The 17,460-nt window shown below is 39.8% G+C and carries 18 protein-coding genes; 1 reads left to right on the plus strand and 17 read right to left on the minus strand.

The window, feature by feature from the left end; translation table 11 throughout:
• Positions 1 to 67 precede the first annotated feature (67 nt).
• The 8 genes from glgA to rlmH form a co-directional block, all read right to left on the minus strand.
• Complete coding sequence (gene glgA, locus AC1VS3_RS06745) at positions 68 to 1,507, minus strand: glycogen synthase GlgA (protein ID WP_481275555.1); 1,440 nt, start codon at positions 1,505 to 1,507, stop codon at positions 68 to 70.
• Positions 1,507 to 2,622: a glucose-1-phosphate adenylyltransferase subunit GlgD gene (gene glgD, locus AC1VS3_RS06750; RefSeq protein ID WP_008978132.1), complete on the minus strand. Its 1,116-nt coding sequence runs from the start codon at positions 2,620 to 2,622 to the stop codon at positions 1,507 to 1,509. The genes glgA and glgD overlap by 1 nt, the downstream gene beginning before the upstream one ends.
• Before the next feature lies 1 nt (position 2,623).
• Positions 2,624 to 3,760: a glucose-1-phosphate adenylyltransferase gene (locus tag AC1VS3_RS06755; RefSeq protein ID WP_008690428.1), complete on the minus strand. Its 1,137-nt coding sequence runs from the start codon at positions 3,758 to 3,760 to the stop codon at positions 2,624 to 2,626.
• Positions 3,761 to 4,053: 293 nt separating this feature from the next.
• Positions 4,054 to 4,809 (minus strand): ABC transporter ATP-binding protein, encoded by a 756-nt coding sequence (locus AC1VS3_RS06760; RefSeq protein ID WP_008690427.1) that lies wholly within the window; start codon positions 4,807 to 4,809, stop codon positions 4,054 to 4,056.
• Positions 4,793 to 5,677, minus strand: coding sequence for an ABC transporter permease (locus tag AC1VS3_RS06765; protein ID WP_008690426.1), 885 nt, complete (start codon positions 5,675 to 5,677; stop codon positions 4,793 to 4,795). Before AC1VS3_RS06765 ends, AC1VS3_RS06760 begins: the two co-directional genes overlap by 17 nt.
• Positions 5,678 to 5,702: 25 nt before the next feature.
• On the minus strand, positions 5,703 to 6,692 hold the full coding sequence (locus tag AC1VS3_RS06770; RefSeq protein ID WP_008690425.1) for an ABC transporter substrate-binding protein: 990 nt from the start codon (positions 6,690 to 6,692) through the stop codon (positions 5,703 to 5,705).
• A gap of 497 nt (positions 6,693 to 7,189) precedes the next feature.
• Positions 7,190 to 8,272, minus strand: a complete 1,083-nt coding sequence (locus tag AC1VS3_RS06775) for an enhanced serine sensitivity protein SseB C-terminal domain-containing protein (protein WP_008690424.1) — start codon at positions 8,270 to 8,272, stop codon at positions 7,190 to 7,192.
• Positions 8,273 to 8,286: 14 nt separating this feature from the next.
• On the minus strand, positions 8,287 to 8,763 hold the full coding sequence (gene rlmH, locus AC1VS3_RS06780; protein WP_008690423.1) for a 23S rRNA (pseudouridine(1915)-N(3))-methyltransferase RlmH: 477 nt from the start codon (positions 8,761 to 8,763) through the stop codon (positions 8,287 to 8,289).
• Positions 8,764 to 8,857: 94 nt separating this feature from the next.
• Here rlmH and AC1VS3_RS06785 point away from each other — a divergent pair, with 94 nt between their 5' ends.
• Entirely contained in the window at positions 8,858 to 9,694 is an 837-nt protein-coding gene (locus AC1VS3_RS06785; RefSeq protein WP_008690422.1) for a type II secretion system protein, read from the plus strand.
• A gap of 96 nt (positions 9,695 to 9,790) precedes the next feature.
• Here the strand turns inward: AC1VS3_RS06785 and AC1VS3_RS06790 are convergent, their stop codons facing one another.
• The 9 genes from AC1VS3_RS06790 to rpsF all read right to left on the minus strand — a co-directional run bounded on the left by AC1VS3_RS06790 (position 9,791) and on the right by rpsF (position 17,446).
• On the minus strand, positions 9,791 to 10,879 hold the full coding sequence (locus tag AC1VS3_RS06790; RefSeq protein ID WP_008690419.1) for a S1C family serine protease: 1,089 nt from the start codon (positions 10,877 to 10,879) through the stop codon (positions 9,791 to 9,793).
• Positions 10,876 to 11,634: an MBL fold metallo-hydrolase gene (locus tag AC1VS3_RS06795; RefSeq protein ID WP_008690417.1), complete on the minus strand. Its 759-nt coding sequence runs from the start codon at positions 11,632 to 11,634 to the stop codon at positions 10,876 to 10,878. The genes AC1VS3_RS06790 and AC1VS3_RS06795 overlap by 4 nt, the downstream gene beginning before the upstream one ends.
• A 21-nt stretch (positions 11,635 to 11,655) precedes the next feature.
• Positions 11,656 to 13,002 carry a replicative DNA helicase gene (gene dnaB / locus AC1VS3_RS06800; protein WP_008690414.1) on the minus strand — a complete coding sequence of 449 codons (1,347 nt, stop codon included), beginning with the start codon at positions 13,000 to 13,002 and terminating at the stop codon, positions 11,656 to 11,658.
• Positions 13,003 to 13,010: 8 nt separating this feature from the next.
• On the minus strand, positions 13,011 to 13,457 hold the full coding sequence (gene rplI / locus AC1VS3_RS06805; RefSeq protein ID WP_008690412.1) for a 50S ribosomal protein L9: 447 nt from the start codon (positions 13,455 to 13,457) through the stop codon (positions 13,011 to 13,013).
• Positions 13,435 to 15,426: a GGDEF domain-containing protein gene (locus AC1VS3_RS06810; protein ID WP_008690410.1), complete on the minus strand. Its 1,992-nt coding sequence runs from the start codon at positions 15,424 to 15,426 to the stop codon at positions 13,435 to 13,437. Before AC1VS3_RS06810 ends, rplI begins: the two co-directional genes overlap by 23 nt.
• Positions 15,404 to 16,339, minus strand: a complete 936-nt coding sequence (locus tag AC1VS3_RS06815; RefSeq protein WP_008690408.1) for a DUF2232 domain-containing protein — start codon at positions 16,337 to 16,339, stop codon at positions 15,404 to 15,406. The genes AC1VS3_RS06810 and AC1VS3_RS06815 overlap by 23 nt, the downstream gene beginning before the upstream one ends.
• Before the next feature lie 71 nt (positions 16,340 to 16,410).
• Positions 16,411 to 16,641: a 30S ribosomal protein S18 gene (gene rpsR / locus AC1VS3_RS06820; protein WP_008690406.1), complete on the minus strand. Its 231-nt coding sequence runs from the start codon at positions 16,639 to 16,641 to the stop codon at positions 16,411 to 16,413.
• 21 nt (positions 16,642 to 16,662) lie between these two features.
• The gene (gene ssb, locus AC1VS3_RS06825) at positions 16,663 to 17,130 is read right to left on the minus strand and encodes a single-stranded DNA-binding protein (protein ID WP_008690405.1); all 468 of its coding nucleotides are present in this window, start codon (positions 17,128 to 17,130) and stop codon (positions 16,663 to 16,665) included.
• 22 nt (positions 17,131 to 17,152) lie between these two features.
• Positions 17,153 to 17,446 carry a 30S ribosomal protein S6 gene (gene rpsF, locus AC1VS3_RS06830; RefSeq protein ID WP_008690404.1) on the minus strand — a complete coding sequence of 98 codons (294 nt, stop codon included), beginning with the start codon at positions 17,444 to 17,446 and terminating at the stop codon, positions 17,153 to 17,155.
• Positions 17,447 to 17,460 lie beyond the last annotated feature (14 nt).

The raw sequence follows: 17,460 nt of genomic DNA on the forward strand, positions 1-17,460 counted from the left end.
GGGATGATTATTGAAACATCCATTCAATAGGAAAAGGACAGCACAAAGGCTGTCCTATATCTACAGGTTAAGGATGTAACTGGGCATATAACTGACAATAGGTTTCAGCACTCTTTTCCCAGCTGACATCTGTATTCATAGCATTGCGTACAAGAATCTTCCAATCTTCTGGACGGTTATAGTATACATCTATTGCATTATACATAACCTGTACCATTTCATCTGAATTATAGTTCGCAAAACTGAATCCATTTCCAGTCTTATCAAACTCATTATACGGAGTTACCGTATCCTTCAATCCACCTGTTTCACGTACTAATGGTAATGTTCCATAGCGCATGGAAATTAACTGTGAAATACCACATGGCTCAAACAGAGATGGCATGAGGAATAAATCACTTGCCGCATAAATACGGTGTGCTAAAGAATCACTGTATCCGTTATAGAATGCAATTTTACCTTTATTGCCTTCTTCTAGCTGACACATTTTCTCTTCGATTCCGCTTTCCCCACTACCTAAGATGGCCACTTGAATTGGCATTGCACAGATTTCAGAAAGTTTTTCCATCATCAGATAAAAACCTTTTTGCCATGTCAGTCGAGATACTGCCCCAACCAACATCACATTAGGATCTACCGTAAGACCAAGTTCTTTCTGTAATGCCATCTTATTTTCTTTTTTCTCTTTCGCTACATTTACTTTATTGTAATGGTATGGTACATCCGGATCACTCATCGGATTCCACATTTCGATATCGATGCCATTGGTAATACCCCATAAATCATACTTACGAATGTTTAATACCATTTCCATATGTTCACCATACTGTGGTGTTAAGATTTCCTGTGAATACGTAGGTGATACCGTTGTTACTTTATCCGCATACAAGATACCCGATTTCATAAAGCTGATGCCACCGTCATAGCGGACATTGCCATTATCGAAAATACGATAATCTAAGCCTAAGCAACTATCCAGCATCTCAGGTCCGAAATTACCCTGGAATGCGAGATTATGAATCGTATAAACAAAGCGGATATTGCGATAACGCTCATCAAAGCTGTGCCCTTCTTTGCACATTGCCGGTAACATACCAGTGTGCCAATCATGACAATGCATGATTTCCGGGAAGTAATTCAGCTGATTCAACATTTCTAATACGGCTTTCTGGAAGTAAGCAAAACGCTCACCATCATCGATATAACCATACAAGCCATCACGTTCAAAGTATCCTTTATGTTCTACGAAATAAAATTTAACTTCTTTACGTGTTGTAGACCAAATATTCACAGGTACTTCATGATAAGCAATGGATACACTATATTGTGCCTCTAACTGCATTTCCTCATGAAACTTCTGTGCTATTTTTAAATACATAGGCATGATTACACGAACTTCATGTCCTTTTTTCACCAGCTCCTGAGGTAAGGAACCTACAACATCTGCCAGCCCTCCACTTTTAATAAAAGGAAGACCTTCTGATGCGACCATCAATATTCTTGCCATTAGATTTTATCATTCCTTTTCACGTACAGTGGCTGATCAGGATGTCCGATCAATTCTTTTTTACGAACGATTCTAGCCTTCTTATCCACTACTACATTTTCTATATGCACATCTTCTCCAATGATGGCACCAGGCAGGATAATACTGTTTTTGATAACAGCGCCTTTTTTGATGACAACACCACGTCCGATAACACTATTCACAATGTCGCCTTCAACGATACAACCGTTGGAAACCATGCTGTTTTGAACGGTGACATCACTATAGTACTGCGTTGGACAGGAGTCATTTGTACGTGTATAGATTGGCCAGTCACTGTTAAACAAGTCCATTGCCTTATCGTAATCCAATAAATCAATATTCGCATTAAAGTAACTCTTGAAGTCGTTCACACATGCGACAAAACCACGGTGAGCCACACCACGAATATCCAATTCTGAACATTCTTCATTTACAATATCACGGAACCAATATAATGATGATATATTAGCCGCCTTTTTCACTAACGAAATGAACAAATCTTTACTCATGACGTAAGTTTCTAATGAAATTGTTTTGCTCTTCGAGTTCCCACGATTCTTTTCAATAGAAAGAACGCCTTTTTGTTTATTTAAATTCAATACATCACAGTTAATGAAAGCTTCTTTTGCGTTATCCACATTTTGATATAACATGGTAATATCTGCGCCGCTTTCAATATGTGCATCCAACAGATTTGAGAAATCCTGACGATAAATCATATGTGCAGGAGCAAGGATGACATATGGCTGATTTACATCTTCAATTGCCTGCATGTTAAACATATAGGAATTGATATCATTGTTATAGAAATCCACATCATCCATATTCTTTGCAGGCAGGATATGCAGTTTTCCACGTTTTGAGTTGATGTTGTAATGACGGCCGGTTCCCAGATGTTCAATCAAAGAACGAGGATTCGTCTTAACAAACACTTTGATGTGGTTAACACCACTATTACTCATATTAGAAATAGGAAAGTCAATCAAACGGTATCTTCCCAAAAAGGAGAATGCGGATACCGGGCGATAGTCTTCCATTCCTTTGACATTTACATTAGGTCCTTCATAATTTACGATTCCAAATGCATTGCACATATTACTCACCCCTCACTCTCTTACTGATCAGCTCAATATTTTCACTGTCAGGACTGCCGACAACAGCACCGGCATCTACCTTCACGCCTTCTGCGATAATCGAACGATGAATGATTGCACCTTCTCCGATTTCAACATTTGGCATTAGCACAGAGTCATTAACTTTCGCACCTTCCGCTACTTTTACGCTTGTGAAGAGGACTGAGTTATTAATTTCACCATTGATGACACAACCCTGATTAATATATGCATTATTAACTTTGCCTTTTGGTCCGATAAAGTGTGGAACCGTGGCAACATCTTCTGTATAAATCTTCCAATCCGGATCATTTAAATCTAATTCATTATTGGAACTTAACAAATCCATGTTTGCTTCCCATAAAGAATCAACAGTTCCAACATCTTTCCAATAGCCTTTGAATTGATATGCGTATAAACGCTTATTCTCATTCAACATCGCAGGAATAATATCTTTACCGAAGTCATGATTACTGTTAGGATCATCCATATCAGCAACCAACATTTTACGAAGTTGTTTCCAATTAAAGATGTAAATACCCATAGAAGCCAGGTTGCTCTTTGGCTTTTCTGGTTTTTCTTCAAATTCCACAATACGATCTGTTTCATCCGTATTCATGATACCAAAACGGCTTGCCTCTTTCATAGGAACCGGCAATACTGCAATTGTGGCATCTGCATCACATGCTTTATGGTGAGCCAGCATTTTAGAATAATCCATCTTATAAATATGGTCACCGGAAAGAATCAGAACATATTCCGGATTTTGCTGATCGATGAAATCAATGTTCTGTGAAATAGCATCGGCAGTACCGCGATATACATCAAAAGCAGCTCCGTCTTTTTCACGTGGAGGCAGCACGTATACTCCACTATCCTTTGCGTCCAGACCCCAACGCTGTCCAGCCGCCGCATATGAGTTCAGCAATACACTTTCATATTGAGTCAGCACACCAACAACATTGATGTTAGAATTGGCACAGTTACTTAACGGGAAGTCGATAATTCGGTATTTCCCTCCAAAGTACACTGCAGGTTTTGCGATCTTTTTGGTTAAGGCATACAGTCGTGTACCTCGACCTCCGGCCAAGATCATAGCCAGCATGTTATTTTGTCTCATGTCGAACCCCCCCTTTAGGATTTACTATATATTAAGTATAAAGGCTTTTGCTTTAAATTTCCACCCTTTTTGTTAGAAAATTGAAGATTATGTATGCGTTTTCAACATTTTTCGTGAAAATTCGTCATCAAGCAAAAACATGCAGCTTTGTCAAGAACCAATTTCCGTGCCTTTTTGCCAACTCCTTGGCGAAATGGTCCTCTTCATTAACCGCATGTTCATTATATTAACGTATGTTGCAACATATGCCTATCAATTTCTTATTCCATTTTCTTCCATATACGATTGTATAATTAAACGAAATCATACATATTCAACAAATCATCTACTGATGTTTGCCGGCGTTCTTCGCCTTCCAGGACCTTTACGATTTTTCCTTCATTTAAAATAATCGTCTTATTGCCATATTCCAATGCCTGTTTCATGTTGTGTGTAATCATAAGCGTCGTAATATGATGCTCTTTCACCATACGCTCTGTGATGTCCATCACTTGTTTGGCCGTTTTCGGATCTAAAGCCGCTGTATGCTCATCAAGCAGTAATAATTTCGGTGTTACGATGGTTGCCATTAAAAGCGTCAAGGCCTGTCGCTGACCACCGCTGAGCAGTCCGACATTTGTTGTAATACGCTCTTCCAAGCCCAAGCCTAAAGATGCTAATTGTTCAAGAAAGAATTTACGATCTCCTTTCTTGATAGCCTTACTTAACGTCGTACGTTTTCCTCGGCTATACGCCAGTCCCAGATTCTCTTCAATCGTCATATGGGGAGCCGTGCCTTTCATCGGATCTTGAAATAAACGCCCAATCACTCTGGCTCTTTTATATTCGGGCGCATAAGTGATATCCTGACCATCCAAGATGATTTCTCCTGCATCACATTCCAACGTACCACTGATTGCATTTAATAAGGTACTCTTACCGGCACCATTTGTCCCTAACACACTGATGAAATCACCATCATCTATATGGAAAGATAAATGATCCAAAGCGATGCGTTCATTACTGGTGTTTGGATAAAACGTAACACATACATCATTTAAGTCCAGCATGTTTTCTTCTCCTTTTCTTTCCTTTTACATATGGCAATGAAATAGCAAGCGCCACTAATATTGCCGAGAATAAGTTTAAATCACTTGCGCCAATGCCAAATTGCAGAGCAAAGGTTAAGATAAAGCGGTAAATAATAGCACCGCTGATGACTGCCGCAAATTGAAACGGTAATGTCTTTTTACGGAAGAAGGCCTCACCGACAATAATACTGGCAAGACCGACCACCATCATACCGACGCCTCCACTGACATCCGCAAAGTTTTGATACTGTGCAAAGATACCTCCCGCAAAAGCCACAAGCGCGTTCGCTAACGTGATTCCCATGATTTTCATCGCATCGGAATTAATGCTGCTTGCCCGCACCATAGCCTCGTTATCTCCCGTGGCACGAAGACTCATACCAAGCTGTGTTTTTAAAAAGGCATACAGTAAGATCATCAGGAATAATAGTATCACAAGAATTACGAAAGCTTTGGTATTTGCGCCAAAGATTCCCTTTAACGGAGTGAAGATCGTCGTTTTTCCAAAGATCGAAATATTAGGCTGACCGCCCATGATCTTCAGATTTATGGAATACAGTGCCGTCATTGTCAAAATGCCTGCTAACAATGGCTGTATGCGACATTTCGTTTGTAAGATGCCGGTAATTCCACCTGCCATGGCGCCTAACACAAAAGCCATGAAAACACCGAGAAACGGATGCCCCATTTGCGCGATGATTGCCGATATTGCACAACCAGTCGTAAAGCTTCCATCAATGGTCAGATCCGGTATATTTAATACCCGAAACGACAGAAAGACACCCAATGACATAATGGAGAAAATCATCCCTAATTCAATTGCGTCTTGCAAAACAGCTAATGACATGCACTTCATCCTCTCTTTAAATTGCTTATTCGCCCTTCATCATAACCAGATTCTCACGGTTTTTCACCGTATCCGGTAACTGGATGCCCAAGGCTTTTAACGTATCTTCATTGATATAAGTGTTTAAATCATCTTTAAATACTTTTACCGGGATATCCGCAACCGCTTTTCCTTTTAAGATTTGATCCACCATTTTCGCGGTTTCTTTTCCCAAGTTCGTATAATTAATGCCGACCGTCGCAAAGCCTCCATCACTTACCATGGAGTCCGCGCCTGTATATACCGGCACTTTTTTCTTATTTGCAGTTTCAACCAATGCGGTGATGGAACTTGCCACCGTATTATCATTGGGCGCAAAAATCGCATCGCATTGATCGGTCAATACCGAAATGGCACTTTGAATTTCACTGATATTTTTACCACTGCCTTCCACCAATTTGATATCGTGTTGCTTACAGAATGCTTTCGCTTTCTTTAGGTTTGATACCGAATTTGCTTCACCGCTGTTATAAATAAAACCAAGTGTTTTCATGGATGGATCGATTTCTAATGCTAATGCTAAAATCTGATCAACTTGAATTTCATCACTTGTTCCTGTGATATTTTTATCCGGTTTCTTTAAATCCGTGATCAAGCCGGCACCAATCGGATCACTGACAGCAGAGAAGACAACAGGAATATCCTCACTGTAATTTGCCGCCGTTACCGCTGTTGGCGTCGCTATCGCTACGATTACATCGCTGTTATTACCGGCAAAGGTTGATAATATAGAATTTAGCGTATTTTGCTGATTACCGGCATCTTTAAATTCAAGCTTAATATTTTCTCCATCTTTATACCCTAATGCTTTCATTTCTTCTTTAAAACTGTCCCGAATTTCATTTAATGATTTATGCTCTACAATTTGGGCAACGGATACAGTGGGCACCTTTTCATCCTTGCTACTGTTGCCACATCCTGCTAACATCGTTGTTCCTAAGACAGCCGCAGCTGCCATCTTCAATAATTTTTTCATATAAGTTTCCCTTCCTTTTCACATTGTGTTTTATCTTTTCTTCTTGTACGTCATGGTTATGATGTATACACCATCGCCATTCTTCTGCGTTTTTTAACACAATGACCACCTCCCTTTATCAAAAAAAGCATCCGTCCTAAAAGTCCTCTGACTTCAGGACAGATGCTGTATCATTCATCTGCGGTACCACCTGATTTGGTGTGTTTGTTACTTTCACACCCACCTCATTCAAAATGCAATAACATTTCTAGCCTGATAACGTTGGCATACGTCTTGGATACTAAGCTTCCGCGTTTCCCCTTGCCCTCCAGAGTCCATTTACAAAACGGCATCGCTATCCCTTTCCAGCTAATGGGACTCTCTGTAAGCACCTATCTTGTTTTATCTCTCTGTCTTTGGTTTCTTCTAGGATACACCTCTTATTTGCATATGTCAACATTATTTTTCAATATAATTTCTGAAAATATTTTCATTAATGCTGCTTAACTTTCTTATTTTCATTTACCTGACAAAAAATAACCTTTTTTAAAATCCTCTGGATGATCTTTCATAAGAATCCCATAATGACTGCCATATCGTCCGGTATCATTCACTTTTGCGACTTTCACTCTTTCTCTGCCATACTCAATTCCTTGTGCACAACTAGTAAACAGCCTTTCCCTTTGTTCATTCAAACAACTAACTTCGCCATTATCAGAAAGCTTTCCATGCAATACCTTTACACCTACGACACAACGTCCATCTTTCAAATGGAAACATTCTTCAATAACAGCTAAGAAAGGGATGTCCAATTTCTTATAAAACATCTTTTTATAAAAAGGTTCTGTTTTTTCTGCCACATGAATGCCCAATTCACTATGAACATCAACGAAATCTAAATACATCCCTTTTAAATGCTTTCTACCGGCATCTGCTAATTGATCAAACACATCCTTAAGGTTCGTCGCATCTGCGTCTACTGCAACGACATAACTTTGTTGTTCCTCATATATCATCAATTGTAAATATAGTGCCTGAATCGTTTTATCTTTTTTCGCATAGGCTTTCAAAGCCGCTTTTAATTCCTTGGGCTCTTTCGCAGGTTCTCCTATCATCACATGTTCCTGGGCATGAAGCACGCGCTCACTATGTCCTTTTTCTCTGATTTCCTTTTGTTCCTTTAAAGAAAGAACCAATTCTTTTGGATAGACGATATTCATCCCGTATGGATCTACGACAAATCCTTTTATTTCTTCACTCTGAATGATAATCTTAGCATAATCATCGAACGTGAACGTCAAGGCATGCATCCTATCTTTGTTTGGATATTTTTGCATCTCTTCTCCACTTGTAAATGCCATAAAATATTGATCGCCTTTTGTTGTCGCAAGGGAGGGAAACGTAAACGTCGTTTTTTCATCCAATATTTGTTTCCCATCTGCACCTTCTTTAAGTTCACCGTGAATTACTACTGGCATTAAGAATTTCACCTGCATTAATTCATCATACATATGATTTTCCGATTCCGGTGTCTGCACTTCGCGCAGAACCTGAACACTGTTAAGAAAATCTTGTGCATCTGTTTTAAACTGTTTGTTCATTTTCAAGTTCTCCTTTATTTATGATATGGGTTATGATGTAAGATCATATAAGCACGGTAAAGCTGTTCCAGCACCAAGACGCGTGTCATTTGATGCGTAAAGGTTAAATCTGATAATTTCCAACGCCAATTCGCTCTGTCGATTACCTTTTTACCAGGCCCTAAAGAACCGGCAATCACAAAGGTAATATTACTGGATTGATAAGTCTGTAACTTTTCTATTTTATCAGCCAAGGTTTCACTGTTTATCATCTCACCCCATAGATCAAGCAGAATCACATATTCCTGATCTTTTATTTTTGCTAACAGACGTTCTCCCTCTTTTTCCTTCACCAATGCATTTTGTGCTTCACTATTTGCTTGCGGTGCGATTTCATCATTTACTTCTATAATCTCTAATTTGGTAAAGGGCCGTAACCGCTTTTCATATTCAGCAATTTGTGCCTTCACAAATTTCTCTTTGATTTTACCGACGGCAATTATTTTTATCATGCGTGTTTTCCTTTCCAATAAAATAAATTTTTAATCTTTTCCTTACATGTCTTCCAAAATATGATACCATAAAATAAGTAAAGGAGGAAATCTAATGCGAAAGAAGAGGCAAGGATTCACCTTAATAGAAATTATTGTCGTGTTGGTCATTCTGGGAATTTTGCTGGCCATTGCCACGCCTTCTATACTCGGCTATGTTCAAAAAGCAAAAGATTCCCGCCTGTTGCAAGAAGCCAGACATGTCTTGGTAGTAAGTAAAGACTATGGTTTACGACTGCACACGAAGGAAGAATTACAAAATCTGTCGACGGATGAAGTCATGGAAAAGATCATGAAGGATGCCGAAGTAGAAGGCGAATTGCTGGAAATTCATCTAAATAAAGCGCAAGATAATGCCGGTGATTTTATTGTGAAGATTGAAGATAAGTATCTTTCTTACAATGATGAAAAACAGGAATTTTCCTTTTTAAAGAGCTATGATAATGCGTTTGTGAAAGCCAATAAGATTATAAAGCAATTGCTAAATCAAGATAAAGAAGCTTATCAGATCCTGTATTCGTATTATTATAAAGCCGATCAAACACCGAATAAAACCGGTGCTCTTGATAGTGAAGGGCCTAATTTTGGCTCCAAGATTCGTGTCGAATTAGAGAAAAACGGAATCGATGCAGATGCATATAGTTTTCGTATATACAACGATAACAACAATTGTAAAATAACTATTGCGACAAGGCGGATTACCATAGCAGATGCCCATCAGCAACAAATTGACATCGTGCAGTATGATTATGGAAAAGGCGGTAAGTTTCATACCGAACCGACCATCAAGAAAGGAAAAGTTCCCGTTGTAATTAAAAAAACTGAGGATCAAAGTACCCATCAACAAGTTACGTATCCAGTCCTTGATGTAGAACATGCCACTTGGGAATAAGCACCATTGCAAGGACACTTTGTTTGCTATACACAAAAAAGCAATCTACGCATGAACATTTGATTTTACTGTTCTTCGTAAGATTGCTTTTATAATTTATTTTAATGTAACTTCCTTTGTTTTCTCTTTACCATTGTGTTCATAGACAAGTGTTACCTTATCACCGACTTTTTTACTGTAAAGATATTGACGGAACTGCTTAACATCGTTTACCTTTTTCCCATCAAATGCTAACAATACATCCCCAACTTGAATGCCGGCTCTGGATGCCGGTGAGTTACGTGATACATTCACGATGAATAAGCCTTCATCTTGTTGAATGGAGATGCCCAAATATGCTCTTTCAAATGGCGAAAGTTGTTCCAATGGCGCTACACTGATGCCTAAAATCGGACGTACTACTTTGCCGTTTCTTTCCAACTGTGAAATAATCGGAAGAACCTCATTAATCGGGAGTGCAAAGCCGAAGCCTTCCACAGATTCGTCTGAAATTTTCATCGAATTAATGCCAATTAATTCACCGGCCATATTGATCAATGGACCACCGCTGTTGCCGGGGTTAATAGCGGCATCTGTCTGTAGGACATTCACATCCCAATCCGCGACTCCATTATTATCAATATCCATTTCCATACGACGATCGACACCGCTTATCAAGCCACCAGATACACTTCCCTGATATTCAATGCCTAATGGACTTCCCATGGCAATGACATATTCGCCCTTTTTCACTAAAGAAGAATCGCCCATGATAAAGGATTCTGCCTGAAAATCGACCTTTAGTTTCAATAAGGCCAGATCCGTCAGCTTATCCATACCAACGATTTCACTTTCCACGGATTTGCCATTCGCAAAGGTGACCGTCATCACATCCCCGTTTTCTACCACATGATTGTTGGTGATAATATAAACGGTTTTATCTTCAACTTTATAAATTGCCCCACTGCCGGTTCCAATCGTTTGCCCACGTGATGAGGCTGTAATGGTTACTACCTTATTCTCACTTTGTTCAACCAGTTTTGTCACATCGCTTGTGACATTCACACTGGCCTGTTTGATGTTGTTTGTAGCAGTCGTTGCATCTGTTTGCGGCACCGTTTCCTGTTTCAGCTGAAACACCTGAATGGTGAGTAAGACATTCCAGCCAAGCAGGGCTACCAGAATAAAGGCAACAAAACGTTTCATTCCTTTTTACCTCCATTTCCACTTACATAAATGGAAAACTGATCTGCAGGATATAAGCGCATATGCTCACGATGTATTTGTTTTTTATCGAAGGTCTGTTGTAATGTCCGTAATGCCATATCACGCGTATTTCCTTCTTGTGAGATATGGGCAAGTACGATTTCTTTTGTCGTTTCTTCTGAAATGACCTCGCTTAATATGTTCGCACTGTCTTCATTACACAAATGTCCATAATCATTAATGATACGCTGTTTGACATAAACCGGACGTGACGTCTGCATCAGCATTTCTATATCATGATTACTTTCAAAGACATAATAATCAGCATCACGAATATAATCCTTAACTTCCTTTTTAATATACCCGGTATCTGTCACATAAACCATTTTTTCGTTTTCACATTCAATGACGTAGCCGACAGTGCCCTCACAATCATGGCTCATGGGTAAAACGGTGATATGAAAATCCTTAATATCAAAGCTTTCAAAAGGACGTATGGCATGCAGATGATCGGTTGCGATGTCTTGTGTCGCATAGGTATCAATGGATTGAAACATCTTCATTTGTGATACATGATCGGTATGCGTATGGGTAATCAGAATCGCATCGGATGATAAATGATCATATTGCAGACGCTCAAAACAGGCTTTCAGATATTTGCGGGTACTCCCACAATCAATCACCAGTTTTGTATCGTTATGTTTAATCAGGCAGCAGTTCCCTTTAGAACCGCTTGCCAAAAGCGCAAACTTCATAAATGTTTTACCGTTTCCCTTCTAATAGCTGTCTCTGGCAATGTTAAAGAAAGCCGATATGGATTTCTGAAAGGCCAGTTCCACACGCCCGGTAGCACCGTTACGATGCTTTGATATATCAACATCGGTCTTATCGGTTGCATTCGTGTTCTCTTCTTCTTTATCTTTGTTATAGTATTCATCACGATACAGGAAAATGACAATATCGGCATCCTGCTCGATTGCTCCTGACTCACGTAAATCGGATAACATAGGATGCTTATCCGGACGTGTTTCAACCGAACGTGATAACTGTGATAAGGCAATGACCGGACATTGCATTTCACGAGCAAGTTGTTTTAAGGATCGACTGATTTCAGAAATTTCTTGCTGTCGGTTATCTCCACCGCTACGGCCACTGCCACTGATTAACTGCAAGTAGTCAATCACGACTAAGTCTAAGCCATGCTCACTTTTCAGCTTACGGCATTTGGAAAAGATTTCTCCGACCTTGATATTTGAACTATCATCGACAAACAGCTTGCTTGCCATTAATTCATTAGCAGCTTCATTTAGTTTATTAAATTCTTCATCCATCAGATTACCGCTTCTTAATTTACTGGATTCCACAGCACTTTTCGCACTCAGGATACGTTTCATCAGCTGTTCAGCAGGCATTTCCAAGGAAAAGATGGCAATCGCTCCCGTGTTATAAAAAGATGCATTTAATGCCAGATTCAGCGCAAAAGCGGTCTTTCCCATGGCTGGACGAGCCGCCAAAATGATCAAATCGCCTCTTTGAAAACCATTCGTAATACGATCAAGATCCGTATAACCGGTCTTGATGCCGGTAATATGAGAATCACTGTTGCGCAGTTTGATCAGCTCCTGCATAACATCGGAAATGACAACACGACTGCTTTTAAAATCCGTTGCTTTGCGATCTCTTGTTACATTTAAAATATCACGCTCAGCTTTATCCATAATATCGTCTAAAGAACTTGCCGTGTCAAAACCTTCCTCGGCAATTTCCTGTGCTGTTTCTATTAAACGGCGCAAATGTGCACGGCTTTTAATAATTTCAATATAATACATACTGTTGGCCGCAGATATTGCGGTATCACTCAATTTGATGATATAGTCAGCACCGCCAACCAAGTGCAATTGTTCTATATCCTGCAAACGGGCAATCAGTGTCGTTACATCGACCGGTTTTCCACTATTGGTAATATCCATCATGGCAGAGAAGATCCGCTGATGAATATCGAGATAGAAATCCGAAGGCTCTAAGCCCTGATCATATACAACGCCGCTAACGCTGGGATATACCATCATCCCGCCAAGGATGGCTTGTTCCGCTTCATTACTATGCGGTAATTCTCTGCTCATACTGCCTCCTAACCGTTCACATGAACACGTATTACACCGATAACTTTATTCTTATATAAATCGACTTTCACATCGGTATAACCTAAAGAAGTAATGGCATCGGTATCGATAAACTTACGCTTTTCAATTTTGATAGCATGTACACGCTGTAACTGTTCTACGATTTGTTTGGTTGACACACTGCCAAATACTCTTCCGCCTTCTCCTGTTTTTACATGAAATTCCAAGGTAATTTTCGTAAGTTTTTGTTTTAATGCTTGGGCATCTGCTTCTTTTTGTTTTTCTTCTAAATCATGCTGCAGATTTTGTTCATCTAAGATTTCCATACTTTTTTTGGTAGCAAGCACAGCCAGCTTTTTATTTAATAGGAAGTTACGGCCATAACCGTCACTAACTTCCACGATTTCACCTTTTTTACCTACTTTTTTCACATCACTTAGCAGTATTACTTTCATCCTTTGTTTCCTCCTTGTTTTCTTCTATATATTCATCAATCTTCTTTTTCAATTCTTCTTTCAACGCTTTTACACTCGTATCCTTGCGTTGTAAAGCTGCGGCATTAAAATGTCCGCCTCCATGCATCTTTTCCATGATCACCTGGACATTCACAACACCCTTACTGCGCGCGGAAATGCCACATTCGTTCTCATTAATACGCGCAATAACAAAACTTGCCTCGACACCTTTGATTTCCAGCATACTGTCAGCTGCTTGCGACATCAACGTACGGTTGACTTGGGCATCTTTTTCCACTGCGGCAATGATGATATTATCCGCATAGGTCTGTGAATAATTCATTATTTCCGTCTTCGCCGCAAAATCGCGGAAGTCTTCTTTCAACATATTTTCTGCTGCTATCGGATCAATGCCAAGTTTTTTCAGATATGCTACAGATTCAAAGGTACGGCTTCCGGTACGATTACGGAAACGATTCGTATCGACTAAAATACCGACATACATCAACGTAGCTTCTTCCTCACTCAGATTTACGCGATTGGTCTGATATGGCAGGAATTCGGCTGCTAATTCACAAGTGGAGCTGGCGCTTGTTTCTACATATACTAATAATGGATTTCCGATAAAATCTTCACTTCTTCGATGATGGTCAATCACAATGATGCGATTGGCAGCTTCCAATGTCAACGGTGCACCGGTTTGTTTAGGATTATTATGATCGACAACAATTAGCAAGTCTTCATCTTCGATCATTCTGGCAGCTTCCTCATCTTGTAGAAAGCGATGGCGCCCATTGAAGATATCTTCATATTCCGTTAAAGCTTGTGCTAATTGCGGTTCTATTCCTGACGATTGCGAAACAATATAACTTTCTTTATTATAAGCAGTTGCTAAACGTGACATGCACAAAGCAGCCCCCATACAATCAAAATCCATATCCCGATGCCCAATCACGAATACCCGTTTTGCCTCCATGATCGCCTCACGAATAGCCTGTGACATCACGCGGACACGAACTTTTGAACGTTTTTCCCTAGCTTCACTGTTTCCGCCATAATATTTTACACTTTCTCCATATTTTTTCACAGCGGCCTGATCACCACCGCGACTCTGCGCCAATTCCAGCAAATCACTGATCATCGTATCCAGTTGGGCAAAGTCATCCGTGCCACGTGCAAAGGCCATACTCAAGGTGATAGAAACATCGATATCCTCAGCATTTTTACGAACTGTATTTAAGATTGCAAACTTATCTTCAACGACTTGCTGATATATTTTTTCATTTAAGACAACCAAGAAACGATCACTGCGCAAACGACGAATCAGCATGCCATATTTATCTGCCCACTCAACCAATGGCTGACGCAGACAAGTATTGATCTGAGCCATCTTGGTTTCATCCTCATATTGTTGAATTTCCATGTAATTATCCAGTTGCAGCAGTCCTGCGACAATACCATCTTCCTGAAATTTTTCGGATATCCTTGCAAACTCGGTAATATCTTTCACAAATAATACTTGCCCGTTTTCTTTACGAGTTATTTCATAAACATATTCACCATCATGTGCGGTAATACTGTCAACTTCTCCTTGAAAAAGTTCTGTGATATCGCCAATCCAGCTGGTAAGCTTCTTTCCAACGATATTCACACCGCGCTCTTGCAACAATTCACTCATCCAGGTAGCGCAGTATTGCTCATCATATGTGATAATACCCATTTCTCCTATTAAAAGGGCATCCTTTGCATCATGTCCAAGAATTCTGGATATATCGATATCTCGCTGTTCCCGATCACTTTCAAACCAATAGACGACCCAGATGACAACCAAAGAGTTGATAATCACCAAAATCAGCATCGGTAAAATTTTAACGCCTTCAATATCCGCCATAAATAAGGCAAATAAGGCAACAAACTGTGCCAATATGACGATTCCAATCTGTACCTTAATGTTCTCCAGACGTTCCATGTACCACACCTCGTTTCAGTACTTCTAACCATATGCCACGCAGATCGACAATCATATCCAAAACACCGATGATAGCAATTGCACCTTGTACATATGGCAGAAACATGCCTATGATGACAAATAATAAGAAGATGCGTTTACGAAACAACAATAGGATACAAAGCAAGGTCATAACACCATAACCGATTGCAAAGATTCTCGCTGCTCCATAGACACCTAGTAATAGCCCATAGACATCTTGGTTTAATTTTAGCACATTTCGCACTAAAAATAGAACCCATATCATTATTATTGTATATCCGACACTTTTGGGAACCTTAATTTCAAAAATGCTCTTCATTGCTCTTGTTTCGATATGCATGCGTTTTAATACGACATTGGCAATCATATGAATGCACATTGTCTGTAAAACCGTCATTAAGATCGCACTGCCAATCACAACATACGTCACGATTTTGGCAAGTGGTATCCCAATATCAATATGCATGAAGTCTAACAGCATCTTCACCATTTCCACATCTTCCGCCGGATCATAGCCAAACATTGCCGCAAATAATACGGTAGTAATCAGATAAGAAACAAACGTGAATATCCCTGTCCATAGTAACAGTGTTCCATTCTTCCATTTCTTTCTTATCCCGGCACCATAAACGATGCCTACTACATCACAGCTAAACAGATAAAAGATCGTTGTCGGAGCGGCAATCATAAAGCTTAACAGAACCATACTGATGGCAGGAACGCATGCACTTTTTACTCCATAGCGTGCGGTATACATTAAAATCGGAAAGGTTAAGACCCAATACATGACCATTTCTAGCATACCGGCTAATTGACGGTTGATAAATAATAGCATACCGACAATCGCAACCATCATCGCACCTTCGGTCATCTTTTTTGTTTGGTTGTTCATAAGTGCTCCTCCTTTCTTAAGAGAAAAACCCCCATCTGCCAAAACAGCTGGAGGTTTCATTAACACGAATATTATTCGCTTACGTAAGGCAGTAAAGCCATCTGACGTGCACGTTTGATAGCAGTAGCCAGCATACGCTGATATTTTGCGCGTGTTCCGGTTACACGTCTAGGGATGATCTTTCCGTTTGCGGAAATAAATCTTTTTAATAATTCAACATCTTTATAGTCGATGTATTCGATTTTGTTTTTTGTGAAATAGCAAACTTTCTTGCGTCCCATACGCTGTTTCTTGAAAGCCATAGTTTATCTCCTTTCTACCAATTAGAATGGTAAATCATCACTGGCGATATCCAATGTATCGCTGGATGCAAAGTCACTGGAGTAGGACGGTGATGCATTATCGCTCTGATAGCCTTGATTTCCTGCATCATAATCAGGTGTGTAAGCATTAACGGCTGCAGCACTGTTGGTTCCCTTAGGCTCCAAAAATTGAACAGAGTCTGCGACAACTTCGGTCACATAGACACGTCTTCCACTCTGGTCGTCATAGCTGCGTGTCTGAATTCTTCCTTCCACTCCAACTAAGCTTCCTTTATGCGTGAATTGTGCCGTATTATCAGCAACTTTATTCCAGCACACACAGTTGATAAAATCCGCTGTCGGCTGTCCTTCGGTCTTAATTCTGCGATCACATGCTACAGTAAAGGATGTTACGCTGGCTCCTGTTCCAGTCTTACGTAAAACCGGATCCTTTGTCATGCGTCCTACTAATACTACACGGTTGATCATTGTCCATCATCCTTCCTGTTTCTTATTCTTCGTCCTGTGTTTTAACGATCATATAACGTACGATGTTGTGGTTGATACGTGCTAAACGATCAAATTCATGAATGCCTTCATTGTTAGCAGTCACATTGATAACAACATAGTAACCTTTGTTCATGTGTTTGATTTCATATGCGAACTCTTTTACGCCCCACTCGTCTACCTGATCGATAGTTCCGTTGTGGTCAGTGATGATCTTATGTAATCCATCCATCACTTTCGTGCGTGCTGCGTCTTCTAAAGATGCGTTCACAATGTACATGATTTCGTATTTTTTCATTCTGTACACCTCCT

It is taken from the genome of Longicatena sp. (assembly GCF_982403165.1).